General features: G+C 67.0%; 16 protein-coding genes and 2 tRNA genes. 7 read left to right on the forward strand and 11 right to left on the reverse strand.

Annotated elements, in window-relative coordinates:
- Positions 1–355 precede the first annotated feature (355 nt).
- Together mfd and IP83_RS10290 are read right to left on the reverse strand one after the other, a co-directional pair.
- Positions 356–3856 (reverse strand): transcription-repair coupling factor, encoded by a 3501-nt coding sequence (gene mfd / locus IP83_RS10285; protein WP_054122133.1) that lies wholly within the window; start codon positions 3854–3856, stop codon positions 356–358.
- Positions 3857–3864: 8 nt separating this feature from the next.
- Entirely contained in the window at positions 3865–4155 is a 291-nt protein-coding gene (locus IP83_RS10290) for a succinate dehydrogenase assembly factor 2 (protein ID WP_231625000.1), read from the reverse strand.
- Positions 4156–4384: 229 nt separating this feature from the next.
- Between IP83_RS10290 and recG the strand changes: the two genes are divergently transcribed.
- Positions 4385–6454: an ATP-dependent DNA helicase RecG gene (recG, locus tag IP83_RS10295; RefSeq protein ID WP_054122134.1), complete on the forward strand. Its 2070-nt coding sequence runs from the start codon at positions 4385–4387 to the stop codon at positions 6452–6454.
- A 62-nt stretch (positions 6455–6516) separates the two neighbouring features.
- Positions 6517–6969 carry a DUF3429 family protein gene (locus tag IP83_RS10300; RefSeq protein WP_054122135.1) on the forward strand — a complete coding sequence of 151 codons (453 nt, stop codon included), beginning with the start codon at positions 6517–6519 and terminating at the stop codon, positions 6967–6969.
- A gap of 42 nt (positions 6970–7011) precedes the next feature.
- On the opposite strand, the gene IP83_RS10305 is transcribed toward IP83_RS10300, so the two are convergent.
- The 3 genes from IP83_RS10305 to IP83_RS20185 all read right to left on the reverse strand — a co-directional run bounded on the left by IP83_RS10305 (position 7012) and on the right by IP83_RS20185 (position 9050).
- Positions 7012–7088 (reverse strand) — tRNA-Pro (locus IP83_RS10305).
- Between the two features lie 110 nt (positions 7089–7198).
- Complete coding sequence (locus tag IP83_RS21075) at positions 7199–8725, reverse strand: methyl-accepting chemotaxis protein (protein ID WP_054122136.1); 1527 nt, start codon at positions 8723–8725, stop codon at positions 7199–7201.
- The gene (locus tag IP83_RS20185; RefSeq protein ID WP_156309665.1) at positions 8718–9050 is read right to left on the reverse strand and encodes a hypothetical protein; all 333 of its coding nucleotides are present in this window, start codon (positions 9048–9050) and stop codon (positions 8718–8720) included. Before IP83_RS20185 ends, IP83_RS21075 begins: the two co-directional genes overlap by 8 nt.
- 110 nt (positions 9051–9160) lie before the next feature.
- Here IP83_RS20185 and thyA point away from each other — a divergent pair, with 110 nt between their 5' ends.
- The 4 genes from thyA (at position 9161) to IP83_RS10335 (ending at position 13840) form a co-directional block, all read left to right on the forward strand.
- A complete protein-coding gene (gene thyA / locus IP83_RS10320) occupies positions 9161–10123 on the forward strand; it encodes a thymidylate synthase (RefSeq protein ID WP_054122138.1) in 963 nt (320 codons plus the stop codon).
- 99 nt (positions 10124–10222) lie between these two features.
- A complete protein-coding gene (locus IP83_RS10325) occupies positions 10223–11506 on the forward strand; it encodes a 3-methyl-2-oxobutanoate dehydrogenase (2-methylpropanoyl-transferring) subunit alpha (protein ID WP_054122139.1) in 1284 nt (427 codons plus the stop codon).
- Between the two features lie 20 nt (positions 11507–11526).
- Positions 11527–12540, forward strand: a complete 1014-nt coding sequence (locus tag IP83_RS10330; RefSeq protein WP_156309667.1) for an alpha-ketoacid dehydrogenase subunit beta — start codon at positions 11527–11529, stop codon at positions 12538–12540.
- Positions 12541–12544: 4 nt separating this feature from the next.
- Positions 12545–13840, forward strand: coding sequence for a dihydrolipoamide acetyltransferase family protein (locus tag IP83_RS10335; protein WP_054122141.1), 1296 nt, complete (start codon positions 12545–12547; stop codon positions 13838–13840).
- A gap of 131 nt (positions 13841–13971) precedes the next feature.
- Here the strand turns inward: IP83_RS10335 and IP83_RS10340 are convergent, their stop codons facing one another.
- The 6 genes from IP83_RS10340 to IP83_RS10365 all read right to left on the reverse strand — a co-directional run bounded on the left by IP83_RS10340 (position 13972) and on the right by IP83_RS10365 (position 16346).
- Complete coding sequence (locus IP83_RS10340; protein WP_054122142.1) at positions 13972–14436, reverse strand: hypothetical protein; 465 nt, start codon at positions 14434–14436, stop codon at positions 13972–13974.
- Between the two features lie 152 nt (positions 14437–14588).
- Positions 14589–14665, reverse strand: a tRNA-Asp gene (locus tag IP83_RS10345).
- Between the two features lie 91 nt (positions 14666–14756).
- Positions 14757–14981: a DUF2842 domain-containing protein gene (locus IP83_RS10350; protein WP_054122143.1), complete on the reverse strand. Its 225-nt coding sequence runs from the start codon at positions 14979–14981 to the stop codon at positions 14757–14759.
- Positions 14982–14993: 12 nt separating this feature from the next.
- Positions 14994–15581: a 5-formyltetrahydrofolate cyclo-ligase gene (locus tag IP83_RS10355; protein ID WP_054122144.1), complete on the reverse strand. Its 588-nt coding sequence runs from the start codon at positions 15579–15581 to the stop codon at positions 14994–14996.
- 227 nt (positions 15582–15808) lie between these two features.
- Positions 15809–16132 (reverse strand): cell division protein ZapA, encoded by a 324-nt coding sequence (locus tag IP83_RS10360; RefSeq protein WP_054122145.1) that lies wholly within the window; start codon positions 16130–16132, stop codon positions 15809–15811.
- 10 nt (positions 16133–16142) lie between these two features.
- On the reverse strand, positions 16143–16346 hold the full coding sequence (locus IP83_RS10365; RefSeq protein ID WP_054122146.1) for a hypothetical protein: 204 nt from the start codon (positions 16344–16346) through the stop codon (positions 16143–16145).
- 179 nt (positions 16347–16525) lie between these two features.
- Here IP83_RS10365 and tkt point away from each other — a divergent pair, with 179 nt between their 5' ends.
- Positions 16526–18496, forward strand: coding sequence for a transketolase (gene tkt, locus IP83_RS10370; protein WP_054122147.1), 1971 nt, complete (start codon positions 16526–16528; stop codon positions 18494–18496).
- Positions 18497–18500: the final 4 nt, after the last annotated feature.

Here is an 18500-nt window from a genome sequence, read left to right on the forward strand (position 1 = left end):
GGTGTGACATTGCGGTGTGACATTGCGGTGTGACATTGCGGTGTGACATTGCGGTGACACGTGCCACAATCACCGATTGCTCGACGCGGCATTGTATCACCGCTCTGGATTCCCGCCTTCGCGGGAATGACGAAGGTGGGGAAAGGCGGTGCGCCAGCAGGCTTGGCGGCAAGGCCGACCGCCCTGGCTCCGGCACCACCTGCGAAGATCCCCTCCCAGTTCCGGTGAAGCATTTGTGGGATGCAAGGGCTGTGGCCCTTGCCCGCCGGAGGCTTCTTATTGCTTCAAGGCCTTGCGTTGGAGGCCGGGCCCCTCTCCCAGCCCTCTCCTCTCGAGGGGAGAGGGCTTAGGAGGGTCAGACCCGATTTGCGGCGCGTTTGGCGATGGTGCTGAGGCCTTTGGTGAGTTGGACGAGGCCGTTGAGGCGGGCTTCCGGCGTCCCCCATGCGCGGTTGATGACCAGCTTGTTGTCGGGGCGCAGGCGGGCGGTGCCCTTGAGGCGGTCGACGTAGGCGATGAGACCCATGGGGTCGGGGAAGTCGTCCTGGTGGAACGAGACGAGGGTGCCCTTGGCGCCGACGTCGATCTTGGCGATGTTGGCGGCGATGGCCTGGCGTTTGATCTCGATGAGTTGCAGGAGGTTCTGCGTGGGCGCGGGGAGGGGGCCGAAGCGGTCGATCATTTCGGCGGCGAGGGCTTCGACGGCCTCGGGGCCATCGGCATCGTTCATGCGGCGGTAGAGCGCCATGCGCACGGCGAGATCGGGGACGTAGTCCTCCGGGATCATGATGGGCGCGTCGACGGTGATCTGGGGGCTCAGCGCATTGCGCTCACGGGCGAGGCCGATTTCGCCGGCCTTGGCGGCGACGATCGCGTCTTCGAGCATCGACTGGTAGAGCTCGAAGCCGACTTCGCGGACGTGGCCGGACTGCTCGTCGCCGAGGAGGTTGCCTGCGCCGCGCAGGTCGAGGTCATGGCTGGCGAGCTGGAAACCGGCGCCGAGGCTGTCGAGGTCGGAGAGGACCTTGAGGCGCTTTTCGGCGACCTCGGAGAGGGCCTGGTCCTCGGGGTAGGTGAGGTAGGCATAGGCGCGCAGCTTGCCGCGCCCGACGCGGCCGCGCAGCTGGTAGAGCTGGGCGAGGCCGAAGCGGTCCGCGCGGTGGAGGACGATGGTGTTGGCGCTGGGGATATCGAGGCCGCTCTCGACGATGGTGGTCGAGAGGAGGACTTCGTAGCGCTTCTCGTAGAAGGCGCCCATGCGGTCTTCGACTTCGGTGGGGCTCATCTGGCCGTGCGCGGAGACGTAGCGGATCTCGGGCACGTTGAGGCGAAGCCATTCCTCGAGATCGGGCATGTCGGCGATGCGGGGGACGACGATGAAGGACTGGCCGCCGCGCTGGTGCTCGCGCATCAGGGCCTCGCGCATGGTGACGTCGTCCCACGGCATGACATAGGTGCGCACGGCGAGGCGGTCGACCGGCGGGGTCTGGATCGTGGAGAGTTCGCGCAGGCCCGACATTGCCATCTGGAGCGTGCGCGGGATGGGCGTGGCGGTGAGGGTGAGGACGTGGACGTCGGCCTTCAATTCCTTGAGGCGCTCCTTGTGGACGACGCCGAAGCGCTGTTCCTCATCGACAATGACGAGGCCGAGGCGCTTGAATTCGAGGCCCTTGGAGAGGAGCGCATGGGTGCCGATGACGACGTCGATGGTGCCGGCGGCGAGGCCTTCCTTCGTGGCGGCGGCTTCCTTGGCGGGGACGAGGCGGCTGAGGCGGCCGACTTCGAGGGGGAAGCCGGCAAAGCGCTCGACAAAGGCGGTGTAGTGCTGGCGGGCGAGGAGCGTGGTGGGGGCGATGACGGCGACCTGCTTGCCGGCCATGGCAGCGACGAAGGCGGCGCGCAGGGCGACTTCCGTCTTGCCGAAGCCGACATCGCCGCAGACGAGGCGGTCCATCGGCTTGCCCGAAGCCATGTCGGTCAGGACGTCATCGATGGCGCGTTCCTGATCGTCGGTCTCGGCCCAGGGGAAGCGGTCGACGAAGGGGCCGTAGGTCATGGGATCGGGGGCGAGCGCGTCAGCTTCGCGGAGCGCGCGCAGGGCCGCCGTCTGCATCAGTTGGCCGGCAATTTCGAGGATGCGCTCGCGCATCTTCGCCTTGCGGCGCTGCCATGCCTCGCCGCCAAGCTTGTCGAGCGCGACGCCTTCAGCGTCGTGGCCGTAGCGGGAGAGGACGTCGAGGTTTTCGACGGGGATGTAGAGCTTGTCGCCGCCCGCGTATTCCAATTGGACGCAGTCGTGCGGGCTGTCGCCGACGTCGACCGGCACGAGGCCGATGTAGCGGCCGATGCCGTGCTCCATGTGGACGACGAGATCGCCGGTGCCGAGCGCGGCGAGTTCGGCGAGGAAGGCGTCGGCATCCTTGCGCTTGCGCTTGGGGCGCACGAGGCGGTCGCCGAGGATGTCCTGTTCGGTGAGGACTTCGACATCGCCGCTGGAGAAGCCCTGTTCGAGCGGGAGGACGACGGCGGCGGGTTTGCCGGTCGCGGCGGCGCCGAGGGCTTCCTGCCAGGTTTCGGCGAGGATGGGCGAGGCTTTCCCGGCATCGCCCAGCAGCGAGGCGAGGCGCGAGCGGGAACCGGCGGAGTAGGCCGCGATGATCGCCTTGTGGCCGCGCGTGGCGAGGGCGGCGAGGTGCTTGGCGGCGGCTTCGTAGATATTGGCGCCGGATGCGCGTTCTGGGGCGAAATCGCGCGGGGGGCCGAAGCCGAAATCGAGGACGCGAGCCGATTCCGGTTCGGCGAACTGGCTCATGCGGTGGACGGGCCAACTGGCGAGGGCGCGGTCGAATTCGTCGCGGGAGAGGTAGAGCGCGGTTTCGGCCAGCGGGCGGTAGGTGGTGCTGCCGGCGCGCTGGCTGCTTTCGGCGCGGGCCTGGCGGTAGTCGGCGATATCGGCGAGGCGCTGCTCGGCGGCCTTGGCGGCGGAGGTGTCGAGGAGGACTAGGTCGCCGTCGGTCAGGTGGTCGAAGAGCGTGACGAGGCGGTCTTCGAGGAGGGGGAGCCAGTGCTCCATCCCGGCGAGGCGGCGGCCGTCGGTGACGGCCTGATAGAGCGGATCGCCGGTGGCATTAGCGCCGAACTGCTCGCGGTAGCGCGTGCGGAAGCGGCGGATGGAGTCTTCGTCCAGCAGGGCTTCGCTGGCGGGGAGAAGGAGGTGCGACTGGACGGGCTGGACCGAGCGCTGGGTGGCGGGATCGAACAGGCGCATCGTCTCGATCTCGTCGCCGAAGAAATCGAGGCGCAGGCCGTGGGAGAGGCCGCTGGGCCAGAGATCGAAGACCGAGCCGCGCACAGCGTATTCGCCCGCATCCACGACGGTATCGACGCGGGTGTAGCCCTGGCGCTGGACGAGAGCGATCAGGCTTTCGCGCGCGATTTCCTGCCCGACGCGCAAGCTCCGGACGGATTCGCGGATGCGGAACGGGGTGAGGGTGCGCTGGAGGACGGCGTTGATGGTGGTGACGAGGAGCTGGGGCCCCTCCTGCTTTTCCTGCAGGGCGTGGAGCGCGGCGAGGCGGCGGGCGCTGACCGACATCGCGGGCGAGGCGCGATCGAAGGGGAGGCAGTCCCACGCGGGGTATTCGCTGACGTCGAGCTCGGGCGCGAAGAACGCGGCGCTCTGGGTGACGGCGCGCATGGCGGCATCGTCGGCGGCGATGAAGATCGTGCGCTTTGGCGCATTGCCGGTGGCGGCGGCACGGGCAAGGTCGGCAAGGACAAGCGGCTGCGCGCCGCGGGCGATGCTGGCGAGCGTAAGCGGCGTTGTCGCCGAAAGGATGCGGTTGGGATCGGGCACGTGCGGCTTCAGCGCGGGATATCGACGTAATCGAGGCGGCGCATGGCGTCCATTTCAGGGCCTTCAAACGCGGCGGGCACGGGCTGGGTTCCGAGCGCCCAGGCCATGATATCGACGTCGTCTTCCTCGAGCAGGCGTTCGAACCAGTCGAGGGCGGCGGCGTCCCACCCGGCGTGGCGCGTGTCGAAGAAGCAGCCGATCATGTAGTCGGCTTCGCGCGTGCCGCGATGCCAGGCGCGGAACTTCATCCGGGCGAGGCGGTGGGCGGGGGAGTCGTTGTCGTTCATGCCGAGAGTCATGAGGGGGCCGATACGCGCTTGGAGGCAGGCTGGGCAAGTGCCGCCGGGGGAAGGCTCTGCATCGCGGAAGGCCATAGCAGCTACGTTGTGCTTCCATAAATAGGGACAGTCCCCATTTATTCCGCAGGCGTCCTGCCGAGGTCACATAAGCACGGGGAATAAATGGGGACTGTCCCTATTTATGGTCGGCCAGTAGCGTTCCGTGATCAGCCCGACTATCAAACCGAGCATGCGTCCCGACCTGCTCAATCCGCTGTTTGCCGAGACCGAGGGCCTGAAGGGTGTCGGCCCGGGACTGGCGCGGCCGTTGGGCAAGCTGGGGCTGACGCGGGTGCGGGACCTTGTCTATCACCTGCCGGACCGGTTCGTGGCGCGGCGGGCGGTTGGAAATCTCGATGAGGCGGCGGTTGGCGAGAATATCGTCATCGCGCTGACGGTGCGGGAGCATCGGGCGAGTTCGGGGCGCGGGCCGTACCGGATCATGGCCGAGGACGCGCTGGGCAATTACGTCGCGCTCGTGTGGTTCGGGCGGGCGTCCTACACCGCGAAGAAACTGCTGCCGGTGGGCGAGAAGCGCTGGGTGGCCGGGCGGCTCGACCAGTATGGGCAGAGCTGGCAGATCGTCCATCCCGAGCATATCGCCGAGGAGAGCAGCGCGCTGGCGGGGTCGCTCAACGAGCCGGTCTATCCTGCGACCGAAGGGCTGACGCAGGCGCGGATTGCGGGGCTGACGGGCCAGGCGCTGGGTATGGTGCCGGAATTGCCGGAGTGGGTCGAGCCGGGGCTGCTGGCGCAGTCGGGCTGGCCGGCGTGGCGCGATGCGCTGGTGCGGGCGCACAAGGGCGCCGATGCGGCCGCGCGGGACCGGCTTGCTTATGATGAACTGCTGGCGAACTCGCTGGCCCTGATGCTGGTGAAGGCGAGCAACCGCACGCGGCGGACGGTGCCGCTGCGCGGGGATGGCCGCTTGCGGGCGAAGCTGCGTTTGCCGTTTGCGCTGACGGGGGCTCAGGCGCGGTCGGTGGCCGAGATCGAGAGCGATGTGGCGCAGGATGCGCCGATGCTGCGGCTGCTGCAGGGCGACGTGGGTTCGGGCAAGACGGCGGTGGCGCTCCACGCGATGCTGATCGCGGTGGAAGCGGGGGCGCAGGCGGCATTGCTGGCGCCGACCGAAATTCTGGCGCGGCAGCATGCCGAGACTTTGCAGCGCATGGCGGCGGGGACGGGGGTGCAGATCGCGCTGCTCACCGGCAAAACGACGCAGCGCGGCGGGGTGAAGGCGCGCGAGGCGATCCTGATGGGGTTGCTCGATGGCAGCATCGATATTGTCGTGGGCACGCACGCGATTTTTCAGGACTCCGTGACCTATCGCAATCTGGCGCTGGTGGTGATCGACGAGCAGCACCGCTTCGGCGTGGGCCAGCGGCTGATGCTGACGCAGAAGGGTAAGGCGACGCCGCATTGCCTCGCCATGACGGCGACGCCGATCCCGCGCACGCTGACGCTCGCGCAATATGGCGAGATGGAAGTCTCGAAGCTCGACGAGATGCCGCCGGGGCGTCAGCCGATCGATACGCGCGTGGTGGCGGTGGAGCGCATCGGCGAGGTGGTTGAGGGCCTCGCGCGGCATCTGGCGACTGGGGCGCAGGCCTATTGGGTCTGTCCGATGGTGCACGAAAGCGAGACGGCGGATCTGGCGGCGGCGGAAGCGCGCTTTGCCGAAATGCAGCTGCGCTTTGGGGATCAGGTCGTGCTGGTGCACGGCCAGCTGCGGCCCGAAGCGAAGGACGCCGCGATGGAGCGCTTCGTGCGCGGCGAGGCCAAGCTGCTGGTGGCGACGACGGTGATCGAAGTCGGCGTCGACGTGCCCAATGCCAGCCTGATGGTGATCGAGCAGGCGGAGCGCTTCGGTCTTGCGCAATTGCACCAGTTGCGCGGGCGGGTGGGGCGCGGTTCGGCCAAATCGACTTGTCTGCTGCTGCGCGGCGAAGCGCTGTCCGAGGTCGGGCGCGAGCGGCTTGCCCTGATGCGCGAGACGCAGGACGGTTTCCGTCTGGCCGAGGAGGACTTGCGGCTGCGCGGCGGCGGCGAACTGCTGGGTACGCGGCAATCGGGGGATACGCCCTTTCGGGTAGCCGACTTCGAACAGATTGCCCGGCTGCTTCCGCTCGCGCATGACGACGCGCGGCTGCTGATGGAGCGGGATGGCGGGCTTTCCTCTCCGCGCGGGGAGGCGGCGCGGGCGCTGCTTTATCTGTTCGAGCGTGACTGGGGCGTGCAGCTGCTTCGTGGTGGGTGAGGCCGGGATCGGTGTCTCGACATCGCTCGACACGGACGCACATCGAAAAAAGGGTTCTGATTGTGAAGAAGGTTTCGGAAAGCGCGCGGGCGCTGGGATATGCCGGGCTTCTCCCGCAGGTCGCGGCGCTGCTGGCGGTGTTCAAGGGCGGGCCATGGGCGTGGACGGGCCTTGCGCTGGCCTATGCCTATGCGGCGCTGATTTTCAGCTTTCTGGGCGGGGTGTGGTGGGGCATCGGGATCGCCAAGCCCGAAAGCCCGAAGTGGATATTCCTCGCCGGTGTCGCGCCGTCGCTGATCGCGCTGGCGGGCTGGTTTCCATGGATGCTGGGCTGGACCTGGCCGGGGCCGGAACTGATCGCGCTGGGCGTCTGCATCGCGCTTTCGCCGCTGGTCGATCTGGCCATCGGGCTGAAACCGGATGGCTGGCTGGCGCTGCGGCGCAATCTGTCGATCGGGCTGGGCGGGTTGAGCGTGCTGATTGGCTTGCTTGCAGAGCGCGCTTCGGGGCTCTGAATGGGCAGGACCAAGCCCGCAAACATCACCAATGGAGTGAAATGGTCGGGGAGAGAGGATTCGAACCTCCGGCCCCTGCCTCCCGAAGACAGTGCTCTACCAGGCTGAGCTACTCCCCGACCGATCGGAATGCCGGTCACCCGGCCCCGAGGCAGGGGCGCGCTATAGGCGGGGGATTCGAGGGTGACAAGCACCCTTTTGCAGGAAATTTTCGCACCCTGTGGAACGGTCAGGCAGCACGCCGGAGGGCGGGTACCTCGGCGGAGCTTGAGAGGCGGAAGCGCGCGACGAGGTCCTGCAGCGTTTCGGCCTCGCGCAGCAGGCTGTGCGCGGCGGCGTTGCTTTCCTCGACCATCGCGGCGTTCTGCTGGGTGACCTGATCGATCCGGCTGAAGCTGGCGTTGACGCTGCCGAGCGCTTCGACCTGCTGGGCGGACTCGCTGGCAATCCCGCTGATCGCACCGCCGATGCCGGTGATGCGCTCTACGATGGCGCGCAGCACGGCGCCGGTCTCGCCGACAAGTTCGACGCCGTTGCCGACTTGCGCGGAAGAGGCCTCGATCAGGTTCTTGATGTCCTGCGCCGCATCGGCGCTGCGCTGGGCGAGCGCGCGCACTTCGGTTGCGACGACCGCGAAGCCCTTGCCCGCCTCGCCGGCGCGGGCGGCTTCGACGCCGGCGTTGAGCGCGAGGAGGTTCGTCTGGAAGGCGATGCCATCGATGATCGAGACAATCTGGGCGATCTCGCTGGAGGATTGCTCGATCGCGGTCATCGCGGTGATCGCGCGTTCGACCACCGCACCGCCGGTGGTGGCATCGCCCTGAGCCTCGGCTGTGGCGGCGTTGACCGCCTCGGCGCGGGCGGCGGTTGCGCGGATGCCAGTGGCGAGGCTGGTGGTGGCCTCGCTGTTGGCGGCAATGGCGCTGGCCTGGGCTTCGGTGCGGCGGGCAAGGTCATCGGAAGCCGAGCGGATTTCTGACGATCCGGTCGCGATCTGGCGTGCGGCGGCGGTGACGCGGCCGAGCAGCAAGTCGAGATCGGCAGCGGCTTCGTTGAACGAGCGGCGCAGGGCTTCGTAGGCCGGGGGGAAGGGTTCGCTGATGCGCAGCGCGAGATCGCCCTGGGCCATGGCTTCGAGCCGGGCGGCGACGGCAGAGATGACGGCGTTCTGTTCGGCCGCGGTGCGGCTGCGTTCGGCAGCCGCTTCGGCTTCGATGCGTTCGGCCTGCTCGCGGATCTCGGCCTGATGCTGGATGCGGCGGGCGACCTGCTCGCAGAGCATGACGAGGGCGGCGGTTTCGGCAATGACGACAACGGCGTGGAAGAGGACGCGGACGAGGGCAGGGCCGCCGTTCCAGACGACATCGGGTGCAAGGAAATTGGCGAGGAGGTGGTGCACCGCGGTGAGGCCGGCGGCAAGGATCACCGGGCGCCAATCGGCCATGGCGGCAAGCATGGCGAGCGCCGCGAAGAAGGTCATGTGGATATCGACCATGAAGGGATGGCCGGACCACTGGTAGAGCAGGATCATCGGAAAGGCGGCGACGGCGCTGCCCATGGCGAGGCGGGTCGCTTGATCCGCACGTCCCTGGACCACGAGCGCCAGCGGGATGGCGCTGACGGCAAGCGCGAGGACGAGCGGAAATGCGCCTGTATCTGCCAGAGCCGTACCCACGCCGATGGTGAGCACGGCGAGCACGCAAGTCGCGGCGAGGAGCTTGAGGCCATTGCGGCGGACGGCGAGGAGTTCATCCATGGGGCGGGGCTTTCGGGGGCTGACAAAGGAGAGCGGGGATGGCGAGGGCGAGCGCGCCATCGTGGAAAGCGCGGGCGCCGAATCCGGCGGGCGGGTTGGTCAGGATCAGGCCGCCGAACGGGCCCTTGCCGTTGAGGGCGGCGCCATGGGCGAGGGCCCATCCGAGCGAAGGGCGGCGGTGCGCGGGGACAAGCGGAATGTAGAGCGCGGCAAGACCGGGGCGTGGGGCAAGTTCGGCCATCGCCACGACGAGCACCAGCACCAGCGCTTGCGCGGCGAGGGCGGCGCGGGTGCTGAAGGTTAGGCGAGGCGAGGTGGCAGTCAACAGGTCTGCCATACTCCGATTCGGACTTAAGGGTCGGAAGGGCGAGGTTAAGGTTAACTGCGTATGGCGGGCGCTGGTCAGTGCCGGCCGATGTGGCTAGACAGGAGCGCATGGCCACTGCCGCTTCCCCTTCGCGAGTCCCCGCGCAGACTGCGCATCCCGAACAGCAATACCTCGACCTGATGCGGCGCATCTGGGAGGAGGGCGACGAGCGGGTGGACCGCACCGGGGTGGGGACGCGCAGCGTGTTCGGGGCGCAGCTGCGGTTCGATCTGGCGGGTGGCGCGATGCCGCTGCTGACGACGAAACGCGTCTACTGGAAGACCGCGACGCGCGAGTTCCTGTGGTTCCTGACCGGGCGTACCAATATCCGGGAGCTTTGCGCGCAAGGGGTGGAAATCTGGACCGACTGGCCGCTGGATCGCTACCGGCGGGAGACGGGCGACCCGATCAGCCGCAAGGACTTTTCGGCGCGAATTGTGACGGATGAGGCCTTTGCCTTGCAGTGGGGCGATCTGGGGCCGGTCTATGGCAAGCAGTGGACGGATTGGCCGGTCTATGAACCGGCGGGCGAGGGGCTGTTCGCCAAGCGCGCGATGGGCGTCAATCAGGTGGCCGAGGTGGTCGAGAGCTTGCGGAAGAATCCCGGGAGCCGGCGGCATATCGTCGAGGGGTGGAACGTTGCGGAACTCGACCGGATGGCGCTGCCGCCGTGCCACAAGACCTACCAGTTTCATGTCGCGGACGGGAAGCTTTCCGGGCTGCTCTATCAGCGCAGCTGCGACGTGGCGCTGGGATTGCCGTTCAACTTGTGGGGCGGGGCGCTGTTCATCCGCCTGCTGGCGCAGCAGTGCGATCTGGAGCCGGGCGAGCTGGTGTGGATGGGGGGCGATACACACCTCTATCTGAATCATGCCGAGCTGGTGGAAGCGCAGCTGGCGCGGGTGCCGGAGGGGAGCCCTAAGCTCGAGATCGTGCGGCGTCCCGAGAGCATGTTCGACTACCGGATCGATGACTTCGAGGTGACCGATTATGCCCCGCAGGCGCATATTGCCGCACCCGTAGCGGTGTGATTGACTCGGAAAGCGGCGTGTAATATTATTATGCGATGAGCTAATAATGCGTCTCAGACTGGAGGCGCGCCGGGAGTGACTGATGCAGGCGTTTTGCGCATGACCGAAGGTGCCCGCAGCAATCTGCCGCCGCTTCAGTTGCATGTTCCCGAGCCGAAGTTTCGTCCCGGCGATGCGGTGGACTACAGCCATCTGGTGATACCGGCAGCGGGCGCGCAGGCGCGGCCCGATGAGGGCTGCGCGGCGTGCGAGACGCATCCGCTGTGCCTCGATCTGGTGCGGGTGCTGGGTGATGACCACCGCGCCGTCGGGCCGTGGGACCCGAAGCTCGATCCCGAAACACTGCGGCGGATGCTGCGCCTGATGGCGCTGACCCGGGCGTTCGACGACCGGATGTATCGCGGGCAGCGGCAGGGCAAGACCAGCTTCTACATGAAATGCACCGGCGAAGAGGCGACGTCGATCGCGCCGGCGATGGCGCTTGCCGAGGACGACATGGTGTTCCCGAGCTACCGCCAGCAGGGCATCCTGATCGCGCGCGGCTATCCGATGGTCGACATGATCAACCAGATCTATTCGAACAAGGCGGACAAGCTGAAGGGCCGCCAGCTGCCGATCATGTATTCGGCCAAGGAGGCCTCGTTCTTCTCGATATCGGGCAACCTCGCGACGCAATATCCGCAGGCGGTGGGCTGGGCGATGGCGAGCGCGATCAAGGGCGACACGCGGATTGCGGCGGCCTGGCTGGGCGAGGGCTCGACCGCGGAAGGGGATTTCCACTCGGCGATGACCTTCGCGGCGGTCTATAATGCGCCGGTGGTGTTCAATGTCGTCAACAACCAGTGGGCGATTTCGAGCTTTTCGGGGTTTGCCGGGGCGGAGCGGACGACCTTTGCAGCGAGGGCGATCGGCTACGGCATTGCGGGCCTGCGCGTCGACGGCAACGATCCGCTGGCCGTTTATGCGGCGACGCGCTGGGCAGCGAACCGGGCGCGGGCGAATGGCGGGCCTACGCTGATCGAGCACTTCACGTACCGAGCGGAAGGACATTCGACCTCGGACGATCCGGGGCAATATCGCTCGCAGGCGGAGCGGACCGAATGGCCGCTGGGTGATCCGATCAACCGTCTGGCACGGCATCTGGAGGCTTTGGGCGAATGGACGCCGGAGGCACATGCGGCGATGGATCTGGAGCTGGCCGAGCAAGTGAAGGCGGCGGCCAAGGCAGCGGAAGCCAATGGCGTGCTGGGGCATGGCCTGCACCATCCGTTCCGCACGCTGTTCGAGGACGTGTTCGAGGAGCTGCCCTGGCACCTCAAGGAACAAAGCGAGCAGGCGATCCGCGAGCGGCGTATCAAATGGCCCGAGTGGAAGGAGGATTGAGCGTGAGCGAGACCCTTTCCATGAAAAAGCTCAACATGATCGAGGCGATCAACGACGCGCTCGACGTGATGATGGCGCGCGATGCCAATATCGTCGTGATGGGCGAGGATGTCGGCTATTTCGGCGGCGTGTTCCGCGCGACGGCGGGGCTGCAGAAGAAGTATGGCCGCACGCGGGTGTTCGATACGCCGATCAGCGAGTGCGGGATCATCGGCGTGGCGGTGGGGATGGGGGCCTATGGCCTCAGGCCCGTGCCGGAAATCCAGTTTGCCGACTATATCTATCCGGGGCTTGATCAGCTGGTCTCCGAAGCGGCGCGGCTGCGCTATCGTTCGGCAGGCGAGTATACCGCGCCGATCACGGTGCGCTCGCCGTTCGGCGGCGGTATCTTCGGCGGGCAGACGCATAGCCAGAGCCCGGAGGCGCTGTTTACCCATGTTGCGGGGCTGAAGACGGTGATTCCGTCGACGCCGCACGATGCCAAGGGGCTGCTGATCGCGGCGATCGAGGACAACGATCCGGTGATCTTCTTCGAGCCCAAGCGCATCTACAACGGGCCGTTCAACGGGTACTACGACGAGCCGGTCGAGCCGTGGTCGCGTCACAAGGATGGCGCAGTGCCGGAAGGGTACTACCGCATCCCGCTCGGCAAGGCGCGGGTGGTGCGCGAAGGCGAGGCGATGACGGTGCTCGCCTATGGCACGATGGTCCATGTCGCCGAAGCGGTGCTGGCCGACAAGGGCGTCGATGCCGAGATCATCGACCTGCGCACGCTGGTGCCGCTCGATATCGAGACCATCGAGGCTTCGGTGAAGAAGACCGGCAAGTGCCTGATCGTCCACGAGGCGACGCGCACCGGCGGGTTCGGATCGGAGCTTTCGGCGCTGGTGCAGGAGCATTGCTTCTATCACCTTGAAGCCCCCATCGAGCGCGTGACCGGGTTCGACACGCCTTATCCGCACAGCCTCGAATGGGCATATTTTCCGGGTCCGGTCCGCATCGGCGAGGCCGTTGATCGTCTTCTGAAGGCCTGAGCCAATGGGTACTTTCACGTTCCGCCTGCCCGATATCGGCGAAGGCATCGCCGAGGCCGAGATTGTCGCGTGGCACGTCAAGGTGGGCGATGTGGTCGCCGAGGACGGCCGCGTCGCCGACCTGATGACCGACAAGGCGACGGTCGAGATGGAAAGCCCGGTAGCGGGCAAGGTGATCTCGGTCGCGGGCGAAGTTGGCGACGTGATCGCGATCGGATCGCCGCTGGTGGTGATCGAGACCGAGGGGGCGGACGAGGTTGAGCCTGCTGCTGAGGCTGTGAATGGTCCTTCGATCCTTCGACAGGCTCAGGACTCAGGACGAGCGGATGTTGCTGGGGCGGCACCAATTGCAGACACGCCGGAGCCGGAACCGGTTGCTTTCCGGTCTGAAGAACCGGCGCCATTCATCCATGCGCCCAAGGTGCTGGCGAGCCCTGCGGTGCGCGCGCGGGCGGAGGCGCTGGGGATCGATCTGGGGCAAGTGAAGCCTTCTGAAGAAGGCCGGGTGCGGCATGCCGATCTCGACCAGTTCCTCGCCTACAATGCGGGTGGCGGCTATCGCCCCGCGGGTGAGGCGCGCAAGGACGAGACAGTCAAGGTCATCGGCCTGCGGCGCCGCATTGCCGAGAACATGGCGGCGGCGAAGCGGCATATTCCGCACTTCACGTATGTCGAGGAATGCGACGTCACCGCGCTCGAAGAAATGCGCGCGCAGCTGAACGAGGCGCGCGGGTCCCAAAGTGCAATCAGGCCCAAGCTGACGATGCTGCCGCTGCTGATCACCGCGATCTGCAAGACGCTGCCGGACTTCCCGATGCTCAATGCCCGCTATGACGACGAGGCGGGCGTGGTGACGCGGCTTGGCGCGGTGCATCTGGGCATGGCGACGCAGACGCCGGGCGGGCTGATGGTGCCGGTGATCCGCGATGCGCAGGACCGCAACCTGTGGCAGCTGGCCAGCGAAATCGCGCGATTGGCCGATGCGGCACGGAGCGGGACGGCCACTTCTGGCGAGCTATCGGGTTCGACGATCACGGTGACGTCGCTCGGTGCGCTGGGCGGCGTGGCGACGACGCCGGTGATCAATCGGCCGGAAGTGGCGATCATAGGCCCCAACCGGATTGTCGAGCGGCCGATGTTCGTGCCCGATGGCATGGGCGGCGAACGCGTGGCCAAGCGCAAGCTGATGAACGTATCGATCAGCTGCGATCACCGCGTGGTCGATGGCTGGGATGCGGCGAGTTTTGTCCAGGCGCTGAAGCGTCTGATCGAGACGCCGGTGCTGCTGCTGGCGGATTGACGGACCCCAAGATATACCCAATCCCGCTCACCCTGAGCTTGTCGAAGGGTGCTGCCGCATAAGCTGCGCAAGATGCTTCGACAAGCTCAGCATGAGCGGTTGAGGGGGAGGCGGGACGGCGAGATTCCGCCTCAGCGCACCACGCCGCGCCAGGTCATCTGGCCGGTGCCGGCGAGCGCGAGCTGGGTCGGGATGCGCCAGCGCAAGTGCGTCACGTCCTCGGCATGGGCTTGGCGCTGGCGGCCATAGGCGTCGCGCACGGTGAGGGCTCCGAGCGCGCCCCAGGTGCGGCCGCCATCGACCGAGACTTCCTGCGCCCCATCCGCGCCGCCGGCAAAGGCGATCGTGCGCGGGAGCGGATTGGTGACGGTGAAGCCGCCGTCCTTGCGGCCCGACCAGTTGACGACGAAGATCACGCGATCGCCGGGGCGGAGCTGGTCGGCGCGTTCGAGGATGCGGGCGGTGCGGCCGCCGGGGGCGGGCTGGAAGCGCTCCACGAAGACATCGCTGGCGAACTGGACGCCGCCTGCTGCATGCGCTGCGCCCGGTGCGAGTGCGCCTGCGACGACCATGGCCGGAAGGACCGCTTTGTACATCGGCTCGAATGCCCCTTGGCGCCCCTCGCGCCGACGGACTCTCATTGGCATGCGTGCCGATAAAGTTTGGTTAATGGGGGCTTGCGGCGCCCCCGCACGCGAAGTGCGGCCAAAGAAAAAGGCACCCGAAGGTGCCTTTTCCGTCTTCCCAATGGCGCGAGTGACGGGACTTGAACCCGCGACCCTCGGCGTGACAGGCCGATACTCTAACCAACTGAGCTACACCCGCTCGCCTTGGGAGCGCCGCATTTAGGGGGGGACTTGCGGGCTGTCAACGCCCTAGAGCGGCAAATTTTGCGTTTCGTAAAAATCGTTTTAAATCAACCCCAACGGCCGGTTTCCATCCAGATCAGGAAGCGGCGCAGCGGCAGGAGCCAGACTGTGCCGAGAATCACGTAGACCAGCGTCTGTGCCAGAACCGGCAGCTTGCCGATAGGGCCGGAGAGGCCCGCCACGATCAGCGCATAGCCGAACAGCGCCAGGATCAGCGCGAGAATGCCGAAGGGTTTGCGCCATGTCGGCTGCCAGGATTTGGGATCGTCCATTGGGGGTTCCGCTCAAAAGGGGCCGTAGAGGCGCGTGGGGGTTACCACCGCGGCGAGCGGTCTGTCATGTGCCTCGAATGGCAGGTCTTCCGCGAGCTGGCTGTCCCACGCCATGCCGATGGCTGGGACGTGGGGGTACTTTTCCAGCCAGCGGTCATAGTGCCCTCCGCCCTGGCCCAGACGGCGGCCATCAGCGGTGAAGCCAACGAGGGGGACGAAGAGGACATCCGGCACGAGACTTTCGGCATCTGCCAAGGGCTGCGGCGCACGCCAGGGGCCGGGCTCCATCAGCGCATCGACATGCGGGGAGGCCCAGTGGCGGAATTCCATCGGTGCCTCGCGGCCGGCGAACCACGGCATGGCGACCTTGTGCCCTGCCTCATGGAAGTGGGCGGCGTAGGCAGTCGTGGGCGCTTCTTCGCCGATCGCGGCATAGAGGCCGACGACGGCATTGGGCGGCACCAGTGCGCCAAGCGCAGCGGGCGGGCGCTTGAAAAGCAAAGCTTTCACGCGCGGATCGAGCGCGGCGACATGGTCGCGCCGGGCGGCGCGCAGCGCCTTGCGCAGGGCCGCCTTGGCGGAAGCGGGGTCAGCGCTCATCGTCGGTCTCGCTTCAGCATGGGCTTCGTGCCGGGGGGTGACGGGACCACCATGGGTCGTTTCCAGGAGAATCCTCTGACGCGTTCACGTCAGGTGGGGACCATGTACCGGGGCCAGGGCCAAGGCAGGGACAGCCCCCAAGGATTTGCTTATAGCCTCAGGGATTTCATGTGGCACGTGCCGGGCAGAACCCGTCGCTTCCTATCTAGGGGAGGCGGCGCGCTTTCTCAAGTGGCGGGTTCTTCGAGATGCGCGGCGAGCTTCTCGACGCGGGCGGCCAGTGTCTCGATCCGGGCGAGCACTTCGGCGGCCGGCTGGGCCGGCTCAGCCGCTTCCTCCTGCGGGGGCGGCATCCGGCGATGGAGCTCGTGCAGCTCGTCCGCGAGCATCAGCGCCGCGAAGAGGAGCATGCGGGTTTCGCTCTGCCCGGCGCCGGTCTTGGTGACGCGGTCCGCAACCATGCGGCCCAGCATCTCGATATGCGATTCCTCGCCGTCGGGCGCGGAGACGGTGTAGGGGCGGCCGCCGATGGTGAGGGTGACGTTGCTCATGCTGCCGGGCTCATTGCGGAAGATTGGCCAGCAGGAGATCAAGCTGCTGGATTTCCTCGCTCACCCGTTCCTTCAGCCGGCGGTGGCGGCTGCGCAGCTCGGCCACTTCGGCGGGAGCGGGGGCGGCGGCTACGGCGGCTTCGAGGCGGATAATCGCCTGCTCGATCCTGTCCAGCGCCGCATCGAGCGGGGAATCCTGCGCCTCGGTCGTCATGGCCGATATCGCTAGCACAATTGACTAGGCCCGCAAGTCGGGAAGCGCCCGCCTTTCCCCAATCTTGACGCTGCCGCCCCAGCCTTGACGCTACGGAGAGCCGCTCCCAAAGAGAGCCCGCTGCCGAATCGGTGGCGGCTGGGCGGCCTTGGCTGCGGGACAAAGGTCAGGATATTCAGATGAAACGGGATCAGACCGTACTGACGCCGATGGCCAATGCCATCCGCGCGCTCGCGATGGATGCTGTCGAGGCCGCCAATTCGGGTCACCCCGGCATGCCGATGGGCATGGCCGATGTGGCGACGGTGCTGTTTACCGAATTCCTGAAGTATGACCCCGCCGCGCCAAAGTGGTCGGACCGCGACCGTTTCGTGCTCTCGGCCGGTCACGGCTCGATGCTGATCTATGCGCTGCTGCACCTGACAGGCTATGCCGCGCCGACGATCGACGACATCCGCAATTTCCGCCAGCTCGGCAGCCCCTGCGCGGGGCATCCCGAGAACGACATGCTGGAAGGCGTCGAATGCACCACGGGTCCGCTGGGGCAGGGCCTTGCGATGGCGGTGGGCATGGCGATTGCCGAGCGGCACCTCAACGCGACGTTCGGCAGCGAGCTGGTCGATCACAAGACCTGGGTGATCGCGGGTGATGGCTGCCTGATGGAAGGCGTGAACCACGAGGCGGTCGGCCTCGCCGGGACGCTCGGCCTCGGGCACCTCAACGTGCTGTGGGATGACAACAAGATCACCATCGATGGCGATACCTCGCTTTCGACCACGGAAGACATCCTGGCGCGCTATGCGGCGAGCGGGTGGCACACGGCGCAGTGCGACGGGCACGACTTTGCCGATATCGCGCGCGCGCTGGCCGAAGCGGCGGCCGATCCGCGCCCCTCGCTGGTTTCGTGCAAGACGGTGATCGGCAAGGGCGCGCCGAACAAGCAGGGCGGGCACAACGTCCATGGCTCGCCGCTGGGCAAGAGCGAGATCGAGGCGGCGCGCGAATATCTGGGCTGGACGGCTGCGCCGTTCGAGATCCCGGCGGACATTCTCGCGAACTGGCACGCTGCCGGTGCCAAGGGCGCGGCAGTGCGGGCCGAGTGGGAAGCCCGTGCCGCAGCCCATCCGCAAGGCGCGGAACTGGCGCGGCGCATGGCGGGCGAGCTGCCGGCGGACGTGGGCGCCAAGAACGCCTATATCGAAAGCCTGATCGCCAACCCGCCGACGGTCGCCACGCGCAAGTCGAGCGAAATGGCGCTGGAGGCGATGACCGCGGTGATCCCGGAAATGGTCGGCGGTTCGGCGGACCTGACGGGTTCGAACAATACCAAGACCAAGTCGACCGGCCCGCTTACGAAGGACAGCTATGGCGGGCGCTATGTCTACTATGGCATCCGCGAGTTCGGCATGGCCGCGGCGATGAACGGCATGGCGCTGCATGGGGGCGTGATCCCCTATGGCGGCACGTTCCTCGTGTTCTCCGACTATTGCCGCAATGCCGTGCGCATGTCGGCGTTGCAGCATACGCGCGCGATCTATGTGTTTACGCATGACTCGATCGGTCTGGGTGAGGATGGTCCGACGCACCAGCCCGTCGAGCATGTCATGTCGCTGCGCATGATCCCGAACCTCCTCGTGTTCCGCCCGGCGGACGCGATCGAGACGGCGGAAGCATGGAGCCTCGCGCTGGCCAATGCCCACCGCCCGACGGTGCTGGCGCTGACCCGGCAGAACCTGCCGCCGGTGCGCTTCGATGCCGAGTTCAAGAGCGCGAAGGGGGCCTATCGCCTTGTGGCCGCGTCGGCGCCGCGCAAGGTCGTGCTGATGGCGACGGGTTCGGAAGTGCAGATCGCGATGGATGTCGCCAAGGTGCTCGAAGCCGAAGGCGTGGGCGCCGATGTCGTCTCGTTCCCGTGCTGGGAGCTGTTCGACGAGCAGGACGAGGCCTACCGCGCGGACCTGCTGCCCGCGGATGCGCTCAAGGTCTCGATCGAAGCGGGCGTGACGCTGGGCTGGCAGAAGTATGTAGCGGGCGGCCTCACCATCGGCATCGACAGCTTCGGTGCTTCGGCCCCGGCGCCGGTGCTTTACGACCACTTCGGCCTGACCGCCGAGAAGATCCTGCCGCGCATCCGCGCGCGGCTTTCCTAAGCGA

The sequence above is a fragment of the Novosphingobium sp. AAP93 genome, assembly GCF_001296055.1.
GTDB lineage: Bacteria > Pseudomonadota > Alphaproteobacteria > Sphingomonadales > Sphingomonadaceae > Novosphingobium.